This is a genomic window from Microcystis protocystis FBCC-A270 (assembly GCF_050500235.1).
Taxonomy (GTDB): Bacteria; Cyanobacteriota; Cyanobacteriia; order Cyanobacteriales; family Microcystaceae; genus Microcystis; species Microcystis ichthyoblabe_A.
Genome location: NZ_CP191407.1, coordinates 214,657 through 231,163, shown reverse-complemented (window position 1 = coordinate 231,163; position 16,507 = coordinate 214,657). Strand labels below are relative to the sequence as shown.

General features: G+C 42.8%; 13 protein-coding genes. 5 read left to right on the top strand and 8 right to left on the bottom strand.

Features of this window, described 5'->3' with window-relative positions:
* Nucleotides 1–13 precede the first annotated feature (13 nt).
* Nucleotides 14–1,954 (bottom strand): S8 family serine peptidase, encoded by a 1,941-nt coding sequence (locus ACQY1X_RS01055; RefSeq protein ID WP_430015279.1) that lies wholly within the window; start codon nt 1,952–1,954, stop codon nt 14–16.
* 609 nt (nt 1,955–2,563) lie between these two features.
* The gene (gene speA / locus ACQY1X_RS01050; protein WP_123230232.1) at nt 2,564–4,603 is read right to left on the bottom strand and encodes a biosynthetic arginine decarboxylase; all 2,040 of its coding nucleotides are present in this window, start codon (nt 4,601–4,603) and stop codon (nt 2,564–2,566) included.
* A 140-nt stretch (nt 4,604–4,743) separates the two neighbouring features.
* Here speA and ACQY1X_RS01045 point away from each other — a divergent pair, with 140 nt between their 5' ends.
* Together ACQY1X_RS01045 and recR are read left to right on the top strand one after the other, a co-directional pair.
* The gene (locus tag ACQY1X_RS01045) at nt 4,744–5,277 is read left to right on the top strand and encodes a DUF4330 domain-containing protein (RefSeq protein WP_287231899.1); all 534 of its coding nucleotides are present in this window, start codon (nt 4,744–4,746) and stop codon (nt 5,275–5,277) included.
* A gap of 142 nt (nt 5,278–5,419) precedes the next feature.
* On the top strand, nt 5,420–6,010 hold the full coding sequence (recR, locus tag ACQY1X_RS01040) for a recombination mediator RecR (protein ID WP_043999193.1): 591 nt from the start codon (nt 5,420–5,422) through the stop codon (nt 6,008–6,010).
* 244 nt (nt 6,011–6,254) lie between these two features.
* Here recR and ctpB read toward each other — a convergent pair whose 3' ends face one another.
* From ctpB to ACQY1X_RS01025, 3 genes are all read right to left on the bottom strand, one after another.
* Nucleotides 6,255–7,580 carry a carboxyl-terminal processing protease CtpB gene (gene ctpB / locus ACQY1X_RS01035; RefSeq protein WP_002735200.1) on the bottom strand — a complete coding sequence of 442 codons (1,326 nt, stop codon included), beginning with the start codon at nt 7,578–7,580 and terminating at the stop codon, nt 6,255–6,257.
* A gap of 142 nt (nt 7,581–7,722) precedes the next feature.
* Nucleotides 7,723–8,142 (bottom strand): NUDIX hydrolase, encoded by a 420-nt coding sequence (locus tag ACQY1X_RS01030; protein ID WP_042790584.1) that lies wholly within the window; start codon nt 8,140–8,142, stop codon nt 7,723–7,725.
* A gap of 106 nt (nt 8,143–8,248) precedes the next feature.
* On the bottom strand, nt 8,249–8,947 hold the full coding sequence (locus tag ACQY1X_RS01025; protein ID WP_123230233.1) for an OB-fold nucleic acid binding domain protein: 699 nt from the start codon (nt 8,945–8,947) through the stop codon (nt 8,249–8,251).
* 89 nt (nt 8,948–9,036) lie between these two features.
* On the opposite strand from ACQY1X_RS01025, the gene folD reads away from it, so the two are divergent.
* The 3 genes from folD (at nt 9,037) to ACQY1X_RS01010 (ending at nt 11,642) form a co-directional block, all read left to right on the top strand.
* Nucleotides 9,037–9,894 carry a bifunctional methylenetetrahydrofolate dehydrogenase/methenyltetrahydrofolate cyclohydrolase FolD gene (gene folD / locus ACQY1X_RS01020; protein WP_002735754.1) on the top strand — a complete coding sequence of 286 codons (858 nt, stop codon included), beginning with the start codon at nt 9,037–9,039 and terminating at the stop codon, nt 9,892–9,894.
* Between the two features lie 183 nt (nt 9,895–10,077).
* On the top strand, nt 10,078–11,088 hold the full coding sequence (locus ACQY1X_RS01015; protein WP_430015278.1) for a hypothetical protein: 1,011 nt from the start codon (nt 10,078–10,080) through the stop codon (nt 11,086–11,088).
* A gap of 221 nt (nt 11,089–11,309) precedes the next feature.
* Nucleotides 11,310–11,642 carry a hypothetical protein gene (locus ACQY1X_RS01010; protein WP_430015277.1) on the top strand — a complete coding sequence of 111 codons (333 nt, stop codon included), beginning with the start codon at nt 11,310–11,312 and terminating at the stop codon, nt 11,640–11,642.
* A gap of 216 nt (nt 11,643–11,858) precedes the next feature.
* Here ACQY1X_RS01010 and ppsA read toward each other — a convergent pair whose 3' ends face one another.
* The 3 genes from ppsA to ACQY1X_RS00995 all read right to left on the bottom strand — a co-directional run bounded on the left by ppsA (nt 11,859) and on the right by ACQY1X_RS00995 (nt 16,433).
* Entirely contained in the window at nt 11,859–14,300 is a 2,442-nt protein-coding gene (gene ppsA, locus ACQY1X_RS01005) for a phosphoenolpyruvate synthase (RefSeq protein WP_002751914.1), read from the bottom strand.
* A 233-nt stretch (nt 14,301–14,533) separates the two neighbouring features.
* Nucleotides 14,534–15,184 carry an RloB family protein gene (locus ACQY1X_RS01000; RefSeq protein ID WP_287636286.1) on the bottom strand — a complete coding sequence of 217 codons (651 nt, stop codon included), beginning with the start codon at nt 15,182–15,184 and terminating at the stop codon, nt 14,534–14,536.
* Entirely contained in the window at nt 15,177–16,433 is a 1,257-nt protein-coding gene (locus tag ACQY1X_RS00995; protein WP_002737351.1) for an AAA family ATPase, read from the bottom strand. The genes ACQY1X_RS01000 and ACQY1X_RS00995 overlap by 8 nt, the downstream gene beginning before the upstream one ends.
* Nucleotides 16,434–16,507: the final 74 nt, after the last annotated feature.

Sequence of the window (16,507 nt, the reverse complement as noted above, 5' to 3'; positions counted from 1 at the left end):
CATTAATAGCGTTTTAAGCAAGACGGACAGCACTGCTAGTGAGAATACTGCGGACTTGAGCATGGGTTAAGTTGGGATTAGCCCCGAGCATTAAAGCCACTACTCCTGCCACATGGGGAGCCGCCATCGAGGTTCCGCTGGAATTCCCGTATAGGTTGCCTGGTAAGGTCGAATAAACATTCACCCCCGGAGCCATAACGTGCTGCATACTGCTGTTAGTTCCGGCACGATTGGAGAAACTAGCAATTGTCCGGTTGCTATTGACGGCACCGACGGAAAAACCGTATTGGGTAGCGTAGTATGCAGGTGTTCCGGGAGAAGACAAGCTAGAGTTGCCAGCTGCACTAACCGTAATCACATTGCGACTAGCGGCATAGGCAAGGGCATCGCGTAAAGCAGTTGAATCAGACCATCCCAAACTCATATTAATGACGCGAGCGCCATTATCCACTGCATAGCGGATAGCTTGAGCAAGGTTGCCCCCATTAGTAAACCGACCTTGTGAATCTACATCTCCCATACGAATCGCCATAATTCGGGAATTATAGGCAACGCCCGTCATACCAATGCCGTTATTAGCGGCGGCAATTGTCCCAGCGACGTGAGTTCCGTGTCCTTGTCCAGAAGAAGTAGTTCCGGGTAGAACGTTATTGTTATTTTGACCGATACCAAAGTTCCAGCCATAAACGTCATCGGTATAGCCATTTCCGTCGTCATCAATGCCATTACTGGCAATTTCCCCTGTATTGCGCCAAATATTATTGCTCAGGTCTTGGTGGGAAATGTCCACCCCAGAATCAATTACAGCTACTGTAACACCTTGTCCTGTATAACCTCTTGCCCAAGCTTCGGGGGCGTTAACCATATCATTACCCCAGTTATTACCTCCCAAGTTAGGAACATCGGCAAAAGTGGGTTGACTAATTGCTTGAGCAACGGCAGCGGCAGCGTTAACTAAACCGTAACCATAGGTGGAGTTAAATCCAGTTCCACCACTGGTAGCCGAAACAGCGAGATTATAGTTGGTATTAGCACTTTGATAGGGATAGACATGAATGTAGTAGGTACCTGCACTCAACTGACCGGTAATGCTCTCAGAAGTCGTACCACCGTTAGTAGAGGAGGCAATGACAGAACCGCCACTATTTAACAGTTGCACGTCCGCGTCGGCGGTCATTCCAGTTAGACCAAGATTAAAGTTACCCGAATTAGCGAGGGTGAAACGATAGTAATCGTTGGTATCGGTGCTTCCTACCCAATCGGTGTAACTGGTGGTGCTGGAACCGACGGTAATCGCTCTGGCAGTAGCGAGGGTATTGCCGGCTAGGTCAATACTGGTAGCCGAAACAGCGAGATTATAGTTGGTATTAGCACTTTGATAGGGATAGACATGAATGTAGTAGGTACCTGCACTCAACTGACCGGTAATGCTCTCAGAAGCCGTACCACCGTTAGTAGAGGAGGCAATGACAGAACCGCCACTATTTAACAGTTGCACGTCCCCGTCGGCGGTCATTCCGGTGAGACTGAGATTAAAGTTACTAGAATTAGCGAGGGTGAAACGATAGTAATCGTTGGTATCGGTGCTTCCTACCCAATCGGTGTAACTGGTGGTGCTGGAACCGACGGTAATCGCTCTGGCAGTAGCGAGGGTATTGCCGGCTAGGTCAACAGAACTGAAAAGACCCGCAGAACTACTTTGACCTGTTAAAAAATCACCGTCTTGAGGCCAAGAGGAAAGGGATTCGGATGATTGCCAGCGATTTTTCAGTTCTAGCTGGTATTCTTCCAGAGAATTGCTTAAAAAGTCAGAATCCAGTCCCTGGAGACTTTTGCGGACAAAAGGGGTAATCAAGTCGGAGCGTCCCAAACCTGATCCCACGCCAAGGGTTGGTAACTGGAAGATATCATCTAAAACATTGCTGTCTGATAGGTTGAAACTTTGGTCAAGCATCTTTTTTATCCTTGAGTAAAGACTCTTAAGTAGGGAGGCAAAATTATTTGTAGGATGGGTTGGCGGTAGCGTAACATGAGCAGGAGTTGGGTTTCATTCTTCAACCGTTCGGCAAAAGCTCACGGCCGAAGCCCAACCTACGTTCATCTTATACTTAATTCCACCCACCCACTTACTCTATTCCATCATTAGTTGTAACCGAAATTCCGCACATTTTTATATATTTTTATATATTTTTATATATTTTTACATCACCTTGATGAAAATCAATAATTGTAGCTATAATCCTTCCTGCCAATGGGTTGTAAGCAATGTATTAGTAATAATTATCAAATTATCAATTGAATGATAAGAAATGCGGAATGTGGGTTGTAACCTATTTCCTGTAGCAAAAGTAGCAGGTAGCAAGTTATTGACACAAATCGCAAAGTATTTGTAACTAAATTTTTACGAAATAGATGTTGATGTCGCTTCCCTCCTGCGGGACGGCAAGAAAGGAGTGAGAAAATACATATAAATGTACTACCAGAGGTAGCATTAGCCCAAAATTCTGCGATCAATGCTTTAAAAAGGGAAAATGAGCTAAATTTCCCCCACAAGTAACCTCTATTAATCCCCACCCACTAGATAGGTATAACGTCGCAAACTGCGTTCATAATCCTGTAGTAGTAATTGGGATTCTTCCACAGTCATGCGATTTTCCTGCAAAGCTTGTTCACAACGAAGACGAATTCTTTCTAACAGGTCTTCCGCAGAATACTGCACATAACTTAATACTTCCGTGATCGTATCTCCTTTGACTAGATACTCGATATCGTACCCCTTGGGACTCATCTGAATATGTACCACGTTAGTATCGCCAAAAAGATTATGTAAATTGCCCATAATCTCTTGATAAGCACCCACCAAAAACATTCCTAGATAATAGGGTTCTGGAGAATGTTTCCCGTTTTTGTACTCCAACGGATGCAATTCTAAAACTGATTTTATGTCCCCGCGCAAATCGATAAACTGGGCAATTTTCCCATCACTATCACAGGTTAAATCGGCGAGAATTCCTCTTTGAGTAGGTTCTCGATCGAGACGATGGATCGGCATAATTGGAAATAGTTGATCGATCGCCCAACTATCGGGAACTGACTGAAAAACCGAGAGATTGGCATAATAAATTGAGGCCATAATTTGCTCTAAGTCTTCCAAGTCATCGGGAACATAATCCTCTTGTCGGGCCACTTGCAGAATTTTGTGACAACAAGCCCAGTACAATTGTTCGGCTCTAGCTCGTTCTTTGAGACTGAGATAACCGAAATTAAACAGACTAATCGCCTCCTCTTTGAACTGTCCCGCATCGTGATAAGCTTCCTGATAATTGCGCTCATCGATACCCGTGTAGGTTTCCCAGAGATTACGGAGGATCAGATGTTCTTTCCCATTGCAGGGATCGGGGGGATTTTGGGGAACCTCACTACTTCCCAAGATATCAAAGACTAACACCGATTGATGAGAAGCGATCGCCCGGCCACTTTCACTGATGAGAATTGGGGGTGAAATCTGGGCATCTTCACAAGCTTCCTTGACCTCAGCCACGATATCATTGGCATAATTCTGCATATTGTAGTTTTTTGAGGCGTAGAAGTTAGTTTTTGAGCCATCGTAATCCACCCCTAAACCACCCCCCACATCGAGATAGGTCATATTTGCCCCTAATTTCGCTAATTCCACATAAATCTGACTAGCTTCGCGAATGGCATCCTTAATGACGCTAATAGCGGAGATTTGCGACCCGATATGATAGTGCAGCAGTTGCAGACAATCTAACATCCCCGCTTGTTCTAATTCCGTCACCACCGTTAAGATTTCCGGGACGGTTAAACCAAATTTTGCCCGGTCTCCCGTGGAACATCCCCAACGGCCCACCCCTTTTGTCCCCAGTTTCGCACGCACTCCCAAATGTGGGGCAATTCCTAACTGACGACTGACGCGCAGGGTTAAATATAATTCCTCCAATTGTTCGATGACAATCAAAGGCCGATGACCGAGACGAGTGGTCAATAGGGCAGTTTCCAGGTATTCTTTGTCCTTATAGCCGTTACAAATTAGCAAGGGTTGTGTTTTGTCATTTTTGCCGTTTAAGGCAGGTTCTAGGGTAGCTAAAGCAATCATTAGCTCAGGTTTTGAACCAGCCTCCAACCCAAATTGATAGGGTTTGCCAAAACGTACTAAAGACTCGACGATGTGACGGTGTTGATTGCACTTGATCGGATAGACACCGCGATAGACATTGGCATAATTATAACGGGCGATCGCTCGGTTAAAACAGGCGTTCAGGCGCTCGATCCGATCCTCAAGGATGTCACTAAACCGAATTAACAGGGGTAAACCGATATTTCGCCGCTTAATCGCCGAAACTAACTCGTATAAGTCCAAAGAACCGCCCCTTTCTCCCTGGGGCGAAACGGTAATATTTCCTGCGGCATTGATCGAGAAATAGGGTTCTCCCCAGCCTTGGATGCGATAGAGATTTTCGCTATCTTCGATCGACCAATGTTTAACGGGGGCAACTTTTTCGAGGTTGTTACCGTCAGAAGGGGTCAGATCGAGTGGAGATAATTGCTTTTCTTGTTTCTTAAGTTGAGTTTTACCCGCCATTGTCTATCGATCGCTCCGTGTGAGACTCCGATCTTCTATCTTAAGTCAGACTTCCTGTCTGCGACCAAGATTCCGATCGTGATAGAATTTACTATCTAGGCTCGATCTCTAGGAATAGTCATCTATATAAATTCAAGGCTATGCAGTTATTAGACTCAAAAGGACGTTTATTCGGTAAATTTAGCTTGCTTGATATCGGAGCGGCCTTAGTAATTTTATTGACAATTATCGGTATTTTTGTTGTACCGGGGACAAGTGGTAAAAGTACGATCGCTCAAGTTACCAAAGAACCCATAGAAGTGGATGTTATTGTCCGGGGTTTAAGTGTTCTCAATCCCAATGCTTTGATCAATCAATTCAATACCGAGAAGAAAACTAATATTGTTATTCGTAATCAACCGGCCGGTCAAGTGGATATAAAAAATGTTAAACCTTTATCGAGAAATGTCTTAGTTCCGCAGCCGGATGGTAGTGTGAAAGTCCTACCGGATCCCCGCACGGAAAACTATTCTCAAGATATGATTATGACTCTCAGTGGTCAAGCGGAATTTACCGACACTGGTGCGGTTGTTGGCGGTCAAAAGGTGAAAATTGGCACTTTAATCGAGTTGGAAGGAGATAATTATAATTTCAACACCAGTGTTATCGATGTCCGTTTACCAAAAAGGTCTTAGTTAGTAAACAGTGAGCAGTAAACAGTGAAAAGACAGCAGGAAACTTCCATGTAACACTGCTCACTTGAAAACTCAAATCTGATAACTGATAACTTACCCACTGATAACTGATAACTGATAACTGATAAGAGGATTAACTGCTATTTATACACCGCCTTTAGCTCGTTTGATCGAGCAGTTACAAAAATTACCTGGAGTCGGACCCAAAAGCGCCCAACGTTTGGCCCTGTATATTCTCAAACGACCAGAACAAGATGCGATCGAATTGGCCCAGGCGATCGTGGCGGCTAAAAAACAAGTAGGATTATGTCAGGTTTGTTTTCATCTTTCGGCCGAACCGATTTGTGAAATTTGCCGCAATCCTAACCGAGAAACGGGGACTATCTGTGTGGTAGCTGACTCCAGAGATGTGATTGCTTTGGAGAAAACTAGGGAATATTCGGGCAAATATCACGTTTTAGGGGGTGTTATCTCACCTATGGATGGGATTGGACCGGATCAATTAAATATACAGTCTTTAGTCACCAGAGTCAGCCAGAAAAAAATTCAGGAAGTTATCTTAGCTATCAGTCCCAGTGTCGAGGGGGAAACCACGACTTTGTATATCGGGGGTTTACTGAAACCCTTCACTAAAGTTACCCGTATCGCTTTCGGGTTGCCCATGGGCGGCGATCTGGAATACGCTGATGAAGTAACTTTAGCGAGAGCTTTAGAAGGTCGTCGGGAATTATAGAGCAGGGTGTGAGGTTTTGATCAGGTTACTTTTTGGCGAATAATCGAGCATTTGTAGCCAGCGATACAGTTTTATAATGCGTATTATGCTTAGTTGCAGAATTTGTAGCTGCAGAAATCTTTGGGGGGGGAATCACCAGCAACTGCACGGGAGCGAGAGAGAGCGCTGTTAAAGACTTTAAAGGCTGTTCTAGAATCGCCATTTCGCCGAAACAGTAGCCGTTTCCCCAGATTTTCTAGGACGATTATTCGGCCCGACTACTCAAAGGGTTATTGAGATTGCCAGTGCCTGGACGTTTAACACTATGGGATTGTAGGAGTGAGATCGCCTGTTGATACTGGGGATCATCCTTCGTTCCCAGCAAAGAAGGATCATCCCGGAAGCGCAGCTGTTGTTCTTGGGTTAACTCGATCTGCACATCGGGTTTAATGCCTTTTTTGTAGATATTTTCGCCGTTGGGGGGATAATAACGGGCAATTGTCACCGCTAATCCAGAACCATCGGAAAGGGTGTGTACCGATTGGACGGTACTCTTGCCATAAGTCGATGTACCTACTAAAGTCGCCCGGCCATTTTCTTTTAGCGCTCCGGCGAGGATTTCGCTGGCACTCGCTGAACCTTTATTAACCAAGACTACTAGGGGTAAATCGGTAATAGCGGTGTTATTGGCGATAAATTGGCGATCTCCGCCCCGTCGATCGATGGTGCTAACGATTTTGCCCTGTTTCATCCACATACGAGCGATATCGACACTAGCAAATAGTAACCCGCCGGGGTTGCCCCGCAGATCGAGAACATAGCCGGATACCTGTTGTTGACTTAATTCCTCGATCGCCTCTTTCATTTGTTCGGCTGCGTGGGAACTAAATTCATCCAGTTTAATATAACCAACTTTCACCCCACCTTCCTGTTTCAGGGTATAGCTAACGGAGGGGATTTCGATATCTACCCGGGTCAAAGTCACTTCAAATACCCCTTTATCGGGACGGGCAAGCTGTAAACTAACGCTAGTACCCACTTCTCCCTGTAGTGCCTCCATTGCCTGTTCTAGGGTCATTAAAGCGGTGGGTTTGCCATTAATTCTGATCAGGCGATCGCCGCTTTTCACTCCCGCTTCCTTGGCGGGGGATTTTTTCACCGTATCGACAACAACCAGATCGTTACTGCGTTTATCGAGAGCTAAACGTACCCCAATTCCCGATAATTCTCCGGAAGTTTGACTGGTGAGGACAGAAAATTCCCTAGGAGTTAAAAAACGGGTATAAGTATCATCCAATTCCTTTAAAGCTTCGCGAATTGCTGTGTAAGCTTGTTGGGGATTAGTATAATTTCTGCTTAACAATTCTTGACGTTTTTTTTGCCAATCGATTTGATGAAAACTACGATCTACAAATTCATTATTAACAATTTGCCAAACCTGGTCGATGACTGCTTTCGGGTTATCTTCTAAGGGTTTTTCCCCTTTGGCTGCGGGGGTGAGGACTATCAGGGAACTAACTGCTAGGGTAGCGATCGCACCTCCAGATAGGAGTTTCTGCACGGAAACGAACGAGGGACGCGACTGGTTCATAAAGACAAAGCCAAAATAAGATTGACGTTTCAATAAAGCCATTCAAAAAGCGGGAGCATTTTGCCTTCGAGGGAGGTGAGGAGCAGTGTTAACTACGACTTTCGTATAGATAAGGGAGTTCCTTGTCTGGCTCTAGTATCCACTATAATTCTAGTTCTATAAAATCGAGCAATATCTGGCGATGAATTTTTCCTAAAGGACGAGTCTGATTAATCTTCTGGGAATAGTATTCCCCTTGACGGATGGCAGCCGGAGGTAATAATGCTAAATCTTGCCCTTCCGTTTGCACTAATTTTTCTAATTCCACGGTCAGGGGTACATGATAAAGATAACGGGAGAGATTATCATCGTTATAAGAGCGAAAATAGCGTAAACTAGGGGCTTCGTAGTTAATTTCTTCTTGTAACTCTCGTTTTAACCCTATTTCTGGACTTTCACCCGCTTCCAAGTGACCACCAAATAAACCCCACACCCCCGGATAGAGAATCGTCGGGATGTCGTCGCGCAACTGCATTAAAAAGCGACCGTCCTGTTCTAAAATCGCCAAAGCAACAAATATCATCAGTTATCAGTTATCAGTTATCGGGAGACAGGAGACAGGAGACAGGAGACGGGAGACTATTTTATTTATTCTCCCCACACCCCACACCCCACACCCCACACCCTAGCTATTTCTCGCTTTGTTTATGGGGTAAAAAGAAAGCATCGAGGGGATCTGGGATGGGTTTAACCACTGCGGGGGGTTTGGGGGGAATCGCTTCCGCGACGGGTTGCGCGGGGGGATTGGGTTTAACGGGGGTAACGACGGGAGTTTCTGGGGGTTTTGTTTCAGCTGCGCTGGGAATTGTCACCTGTCGGGGATTTTCCAGGGGTTTAGTGGAGACTGGGGGAGAATTGTTTTCTGGGGGTTTAACTTCTGAGGTGGGGGAAGGTTTAATTTCTGGGGACGGGGAAGGAGTAGGAAGAGAATTAACCGCTACTGCATCCATCTGTTCTAATTCCACTACATACACTTCGTTAACGGTTTGAGAACCCTGGGGAATAGCCTCAAAGTCAATTTTGCCCTTAATGACGATTTCTTCGCCTTGACGGGGTAATTTATTGCTATTGGTGCGAATCCAAATCTTACCAGACCCATCCTGCAAAAGATAGGCTCCTCCCGCTAAAAAAGGGGCATAATTGCTGACAGTTCCCCTAAGATAAACTAAAGCGCCTTTTGGTTTTTCCTGTAATTGCTCGATCGCTGTTAGGGGAGGATCACCGATGTAGGGAACGGCAATACCGAGGTCAGCAAGGGTACTACAACCGAATAACCCTAGCAATAATAATAAACTGCCGATGCGCCCTAGACGAGTCTGAATAGACATTCTTGCTTTAACCTTAACGAGTGCGATTAGCCAATCTTTTTGACCATAGAATGGATCCGAAAGATTTTTGTTCTCGGTATTATCATAGAATGTCCGTAACTACTTGCCAAATTCTCGACGGGAAAGCCTTAGCTCAAAAAATCCAGCTTGGTCTAGGAGAGCGCATCCAGACGCTAAAATCTCCAATGGGAAGACCTCCGGGGTTAGCGGTGTTGATGGTGGGGGATAATCCTGCTAGTGCCGTTTATGTACGCAATAAGGAGAAAGCTTGTACTAAAATCGGTATGGCCTCTTTTGGTCGTCATTTTCCTACCGATACAAGTGAACTAGAAATTTTAGCGGAAATTGTCCGTCTCAATCAAGATGAGCGGGTGGACGGGATTTTAATTCAATTACCCTTACCTAAGCATTTAGACGCGGTTTCCCTTCTCTACCAAATTGACCCGAAAAAAGATGCTGATGGTTTACATCCTCTCAATTTAGGCGGTTTAGTGCGGGGTGAGGACTGTATCCGCAGTTGTACTCCTGCGGGGGTCATGGCACTGCTGAAAGAATATAATATTCCCATAGCTGGTAAGCACGCGGTGGTGCTGGGTCGCAGCATTCTAGTGGGGAAACCTTTAGCTTTAATGTTATTGGAGGAAAACGCTACGGTAACTATTGCTCACTCGCGCACGGAAAATCTGGCAGAAATAACCAGAAGTGCCGATATTTTAGTACCTGCGGTCGGTAAAGCGAATTTAATCACCCCGGATATGGTAAAACCTGGTGCGGTGGTGGTGGATGTGGGTATTAATCGCGTCGCTGACCGTTTGGTGGGGGATGTGGACTATGCTGGAGTTTTAGAAGTAGCTAGTTATCTTACTCCTGTACCGGGTGGTGTCGGTCCGATGACAGTGGCAATGTTATTAAAAAATACGTTGTTAAGTTACGAACGCAAGTTATAAATCCTCAGGGCTCTCTTAGGTTTGGTGGGTAAAATGTGTTCTAAAATACAGTCTTGCTGGTGAGTGCGTGGAACGAACCACAAAGACACAAAGGACACAAAGATTGATCACTTCTATATAAGTTAAACTTATCACACAAAGAACAAGAGAGCCGTAATTCTATAGACTAGGAGATTTTTGGTCATGATCTTTATTATCCCGATTATTCTTGGTGCGGCTGCCTTAGTTACTGCTGGTGTGGGTGTTAGTGCTGGTGCTGATGGTGTCTCCAAGCTACAAAAGGCGGAAAAAATTGGCAAAAGTGCCGAACAAAGATACAAAAAAGCCAATAAATCCCTAGAAAAAAAGTTTCAAGCTACCCAAAAATTCGCGGAAGAATACGGTCAACTGCAAATTAATGTCAAAATCAACACCATCGGCAGATTTATTAAGTTTATTAGCAGAATTGATCAAAGAAATAGTCAAAGAATTGGTCAAAATTACTCCCCATCCCATCAACGCTTCTTAGAAGGGTTTGAGGGATTTTCTGCCGAACAATTCAAGGAATTTAAAGCAGAAGTGTTAGACGCGCAAAGTTTGGCTGTGGGGGGTTTAAAAGTAGTGGGAGTCGCTTCGGCAGCCAGTCAGGGAACCCTAGGATTAATTGGTCTTTTCGGTACTGCTAGTACAGGAACAGCAATTAGTGGACTTAGTGGGGTAGCTGCTTGGAATGCTACCTTAGCATGGTTAGGAGGTGGTTCTTTAGCTGCTGGTGGTGGTGGTATGGCCCTGGGAACAGTGGTTTTAGGAGGTATTACCGTCGGACCTGCTTTAATGATTGGTGGTTTTGTCTTAGGAGGAGAAGGGAAAAAGGCCCTAACTAAAGCTATCGAATACGCCAAGGAAGTGGATAATAAAATAGCTCAGTTAGATAAAAGTAAGGGTTTTTTAGGACAAGTTCAGCGCAGAATTAAGGAGTTACAATACCTGGTTAATAGTCTGAATAGTAGAGCTATTAAGGGTTTAAATGAACTGGAGTCACGAGCTAATTTTAATCTCCATCTAGAGGAAGATGTGGCCAAGTTTCGGGAGGTACTACTTTTAATTAAAGCTTCATCGGAAATCATGAAACTACCCATCCTAGACGAAAAGGGAAAATTAACCAAAGCAACGGAAAATCTCCAAGAAAAGTACCGCCATCTCTTAAAAAACTAATAATTATTCTTGAAAATCTATGAATGTTATCAACTGGTGGATCGATATTTATCCTCTGGTGATAATCAAAAACCTGCCTTAATTTTAGAAGAAATTACTATCTTATTTTGCTCTATTTCTTTGATAATTTTAGTCAATTATTAACGGTAAAAGCCGCGTTAAAGGATGCTAATCACTGTTGGAAATTTTAATTAATTATTTGTTAATATCTAAGGAGAAATATGACTCTAGAACTGCATAATTTTATCTGGGAAGAAGAACGTTTAGTGCAGGTGGAAACCCAACCCCATCACATCGCAGGGGTACTAACGGTAATTCAGGAAACCATGAATGATTCCGATTGCGAATGGGAGGATGTTTATTCCGCTTATTACGAGTGCGAAGATGACGGTACAATCACTTTTTATGAGGGAGAAAGTGCCGAGGAAGATAATTCGGGTATCTGGACTTATGTGGTTTATGAATGTGCCGCAGGAGAAGAAACAGTGATGACTAATGTTAATATCAATACCTTTGCTCCTCTCTTGCAATTACAACAATTAGCGGGGGTTTAAAGACTGCAAGAAAATCTTGAGTTTTGGGTGTGTTAGCATAGAGTAATACACCCTAAATTTTTATATTATTTAGGGCTTGCTGAATAATGCTAAAACCCTTTTAAAATAAGGCTTTTGACCTGTCGGCGGCTACTAACCCCACCAACAAACTTTTTCAGCAAACCCTACTTATATCAAGACAAAAAAAGGTGGGACTTGCCCACCTTTATCACTAAACTATTGTCCTTGCTCCACTGCTGCCACCATCAATAAAGTTTTGAGGACAGAATCAGGATTAAGACTGATAGAATCGATGCCTAATTCCACTAAAAATTGAGCAAATTCGGGATAATCACTGGGGGCTTGACCACAGATACCGATTTTGCGATTATGGGCTTTAGCGGTTTCAATAGCCATTTTCACCATGCGTTTAACTCCCTCATTCCGTTCATCAAAAAGATGGGCAACTAGGGCAGAATCCCGATCTAATCCTAAGGTTAATTGGGTCAAATCATTAGAACCGATCGAAAATCCGTCAAACACCTGAGCAAATTGGTCGGCAAGAATTACATTACTTGGTAACTCACACATCACATAAACTTGCAAACCATCAACCCCGCGTTCGAGACCATTTTTCGCCATTTCTTCAAGGACTCTCATCCCTTCTTCGGGAGTACGACAGAAAGGAATCATCGGAATCACATTAGTTAATCCCATTTCTTCCCGGACCATTTTCAGCGCCCGACATTCCAAAGCGAAAGCCTCGCGATAATTAGGATCAGTATAACGGGAAGCGCCGCGCCAACCGATCATCGGGTTTTCTTCCTTGGGTTCAAAGGGTTTGCCACCCAATAAATTAGCGTATTCATTGGATTTAAAATCGGACATCCGCACAATTACATCTTTGGGGTAAAATGCGGCTGCAATCATGGCAATCCCCCGGGCCAATTTATCGACGAAAAATTGGGGTTTATCCTCGTAGTGCTTGGTTAATTCGGCGATTTGGTCTTTTACGTCTCCTTCTTCCAATTCGTGGAATTTCAGCAAGGCGCTGGGGTGGGCCTGAATGTGGTTAGCGATAATAAACTCTAGACGCGCTAAACCGACCCCTTGGGCAGGAATATCGGCAAAAGCGAAGGCTTTTTCGGGATTACCGATATTCATGAGGATTTTTGTCCGAGTTTGGGGCAAATTGTCCAGGGGAGTTTCAAGAATTTCAAAGGGTAGCAATCCGAGGTAAACTTTCCCTTCATCCCCTTCCGCACAGCAAACGGTGACTTCCTGACCGGTTTTAATCGTTTCCGTGGCATTATTGCAACCCACGATCGCCGGAATACCCATTTCTCGTGCGATAATAGCGGCATGGCAAGTACGACCACCTTGATTAGTAACGATCGCGCTTGCTTGTTTCATAATCGGTTCCCAGTCGGGATCCGTGCGATTGGTGACGAGAACTTCTCCCGGTTTAAAGTTGTTGATTTTATCTACACTGAGGATGACTCTGGCTTTTCCTTGACCGATTGCCGCACCTACACTCCGTCCCACCGCTAAAACTTGACTTCTTTCTTTAATTTCGTAGGATTTAAGGATATTAGCGGCTTTTTGCGATTGTACGGTTTCTGGACGGGCCTGAACGATAAAGAGTTCTCCCGTGATCCCATCTTTTGCCCATTCGATATCCATGGGGGTGTAGGTTCCGCGCACTTGCGAGTAATGTTCCTCGATTTGGGTCGTCCAACGGGCTAAAGTGAGGATTTCTTGGTCACTAATGCAGAATTGATCCTGTTCTAGCTTGTTAACTCGGATATTCTTGGTTAGACGCGATCCTCCATCATCGTAGATCATCTTGATGGCTTTACTGCCGAGGCGTTTGTCGAGGATGGGTTTGTAACCGTTTTTAAGAGTGGGTTTAAAAACCAGATATTCGTCGGGGTTAACGGCTCCTTGCACGACATTTTCCCCTAAACCGTAGGCTGCGGTGATTAAAGTGGCATTTTTGAACCCTGTTTCCGTATCGATGGAAAACATCACCCCAGAGGTGGCTAGATCTGAACGCACCATTTTTTGGACACCGACGGAAAGGGCGACGGCAAAGTGATCGAAACCGTTATGATGACGGTAGGAAATAGCGCGATCGGTGAATAAAGAGGCAAAACATTTATGGCAAGCTTCTAAAACTCCCCTCACCCCTTGCACGTTGAGATAGGTTTCCTGTTGTCCGGCAAAACTCGCTTCTGGTAAGTCTTCGGCAGTGGCACTCGATCGAACGGCCACATCGATGGAATGATAGAGATCATCGCCATAACGTTCACAGAGTCGGCGATAGGCAATAGCGATCGCATGACTTAAATCATCGGGGAACGGTGTATTGAGGATTAATGTGCGTGCTTGTTTACCTTTTTCTTGCAGGTTCTGCACATCGTTTTCGTCTAAATCTTGGAAAATTTGTCTTAATTGTGCGTCTAGTCCGGCTTTTTCGACAAAGTGACGGTAAGCGTAAGCGGTGGTGGCGAATCCTGTGGGGACATTAATCCCTTTCGGGGTTAATTGTTGGATCATTTCGCCTAAGGAGGAGTTTTTGCCACCGACTAATCCCACATCTTTGCTGTCTACTTCTTCAAACCACAGAATTAATGCTTGTTCTCTAGAGGTTCTCGCAACATCTTGTAGTAGCATCATAAGTATTTTTACCTCTGTACTTTATACTTTCAGTTTAGCGACATACCATCTTCAAAAACCCTTGAGTTTGATATTTATTTACAAAACTCTACAATAGCCAACTCAGCCACGCTCACCCTATCTCTAAAGGGTTTAATTGTCTAGGTACTTGACATAAAAATTAACAAACTAATCAGGAGTCTCAACAGTAACTTTCCTGAATGATAGCCTTAGTTATCTCAAAATAGTTAAGTTTAAGATCGACTATTTTTATTGAGTTCCCTCACTAATTCATGTACGGTAGTGGAAGGATGGGGATCAAAAGGATGTTGTTTTAATTCATCTCGCCGTTTAATAAGTTTTTCGGCGTTGATAATCGCTGTAGGCTGATAAGGCTTTAATTTTTCATAGATATTCTCTCGGTTTTTTTCATATTTTTCTTTCTCGCAAACTAATCCAAGTTTTCTCATTTGATTAGTTAAAATACTCCCGTATCTATCTCTAGGTGTAGCAGTATCAAGATATTGAAAGTGCAAAATATACCAAATTTCAAAGGCTTCATTAGAATAGGCAATCTTGATATTTTCTTTTTGGGCAAGTCCCTCAGCTTGATTAAATTGCTCTTTGGTATAATTATCTTTATCAAAAACACACCAAACTTGATCGTAAGATGCTGATTTTTCATTGTTTTTAATATTAATTGCTTTCTTGACTAAACTCAAGGTATTTTGACCTTCTCCCTTAACTTTTATTTTAATGTTATTAGATTTTAAATCTTCCCTCAAACAAGTAAAGTAATAGTATTCAGTCTTTTCTCCTTCACAAACAATCAAAAATATTTCCCTTGGCTGTCTCCTGTTAGCTTGACGTTTTAAATAACTATAATTACCATCTTTTTTAGCCATAATAATCACCTATAACTTTGCTTAAATCACCAATAAAAGGTATGGCACCATAGCGACCTTGAATATAATCTTGTTCAAAGGAAGCATTATTATCAATGTCAAATTCGACCAGAGAATATAAATCCGTTGCTTCTTGGCGATTTTTTTCGGTAAACCAGATTTGATCTCTTCTAAACAGTTGATTACTAAGTAAATTAACATCATGAGTAGCAAAAATAAGTTGAGCATTTTTAGGGTTTGTTTGTTGAGAGTTAAATAATCCAATAATTGCTATTGCCATTAAGGGATGCAGTAGGGAATCCAGTTCATCAATTATTAATACCTCACTTGCTTTTAAAACCGATAAAATAGGTGCTAATAAAGCAAATAATTTTTGAGTGCCACGCGACTCATGTTTATTCAGTTGAAAGCTTTCTAACCCGATTACCTTTCCCTCTAAATCATACTTTTCATGATAGGTTTCAATGGAGTTGTAAACTGTATCTGGAATATCCTTATGAAAATTATCTAGGGGTTTCCGTCCCACTTCTATACTCATATCCTTGATACTCAAATCTAATTTTTTAATTAAGAAAACGATTTCATTTTTAAGATTTTGCTCTCTAGAAAGATAGTCAATAGATAGCTGTCTTAAATTTTCAAGTTGCGAACCCGATATAATCTTTAACCTACTAAACCAGAGTAAAATCTTACCTGCTAACGGATCATTAAACTGAGCAGCAATCGATAGAAATAAGGTATTTTTTTTAGTTAAATCTTTGACATCTTTGCCCTTCATCAGACTTTTACTATATTTAATTTTATCTTTTTCACGACTAAATATATTAGTTTTACGAGTTTTGGGCGTGCAAGATAACCCCTCAGAAATTACTCGCTCTTGAGTGACTTCAAAGCTATATTCATAGGTCTTATTATCTAGATAAAAAACTATCTTAAAAAAAGAAGGTTTATCTTCGGTTTCAGAACTTAATCGAAATTTTTCTAAATCTATCTTATCTGTAATTTGTAATTTCGAGGAATTAATGACAAAACTTTGCATAAAATATAAGGCCAGAATCAAATTACTCTTACCACTAGCATTTGCTCCATAAATAGCAGCACTTTTTAGTAAACTAAAATTCTGATTAACCTTAAAAACATTATTTTTATCAAGCTCATCATTATCTGCTGCTTCATCTGCAGCCACCATACTGAGAGTAACTACATCCTTAAAAGACCGATAATTACCGACACTAAATTCGATGAGCATTACATACTAACCCTAAAAGTCTCTGGGGAATTGATGAAGACTATGCTTTTATGATAGGCAATTTGTCAACATTT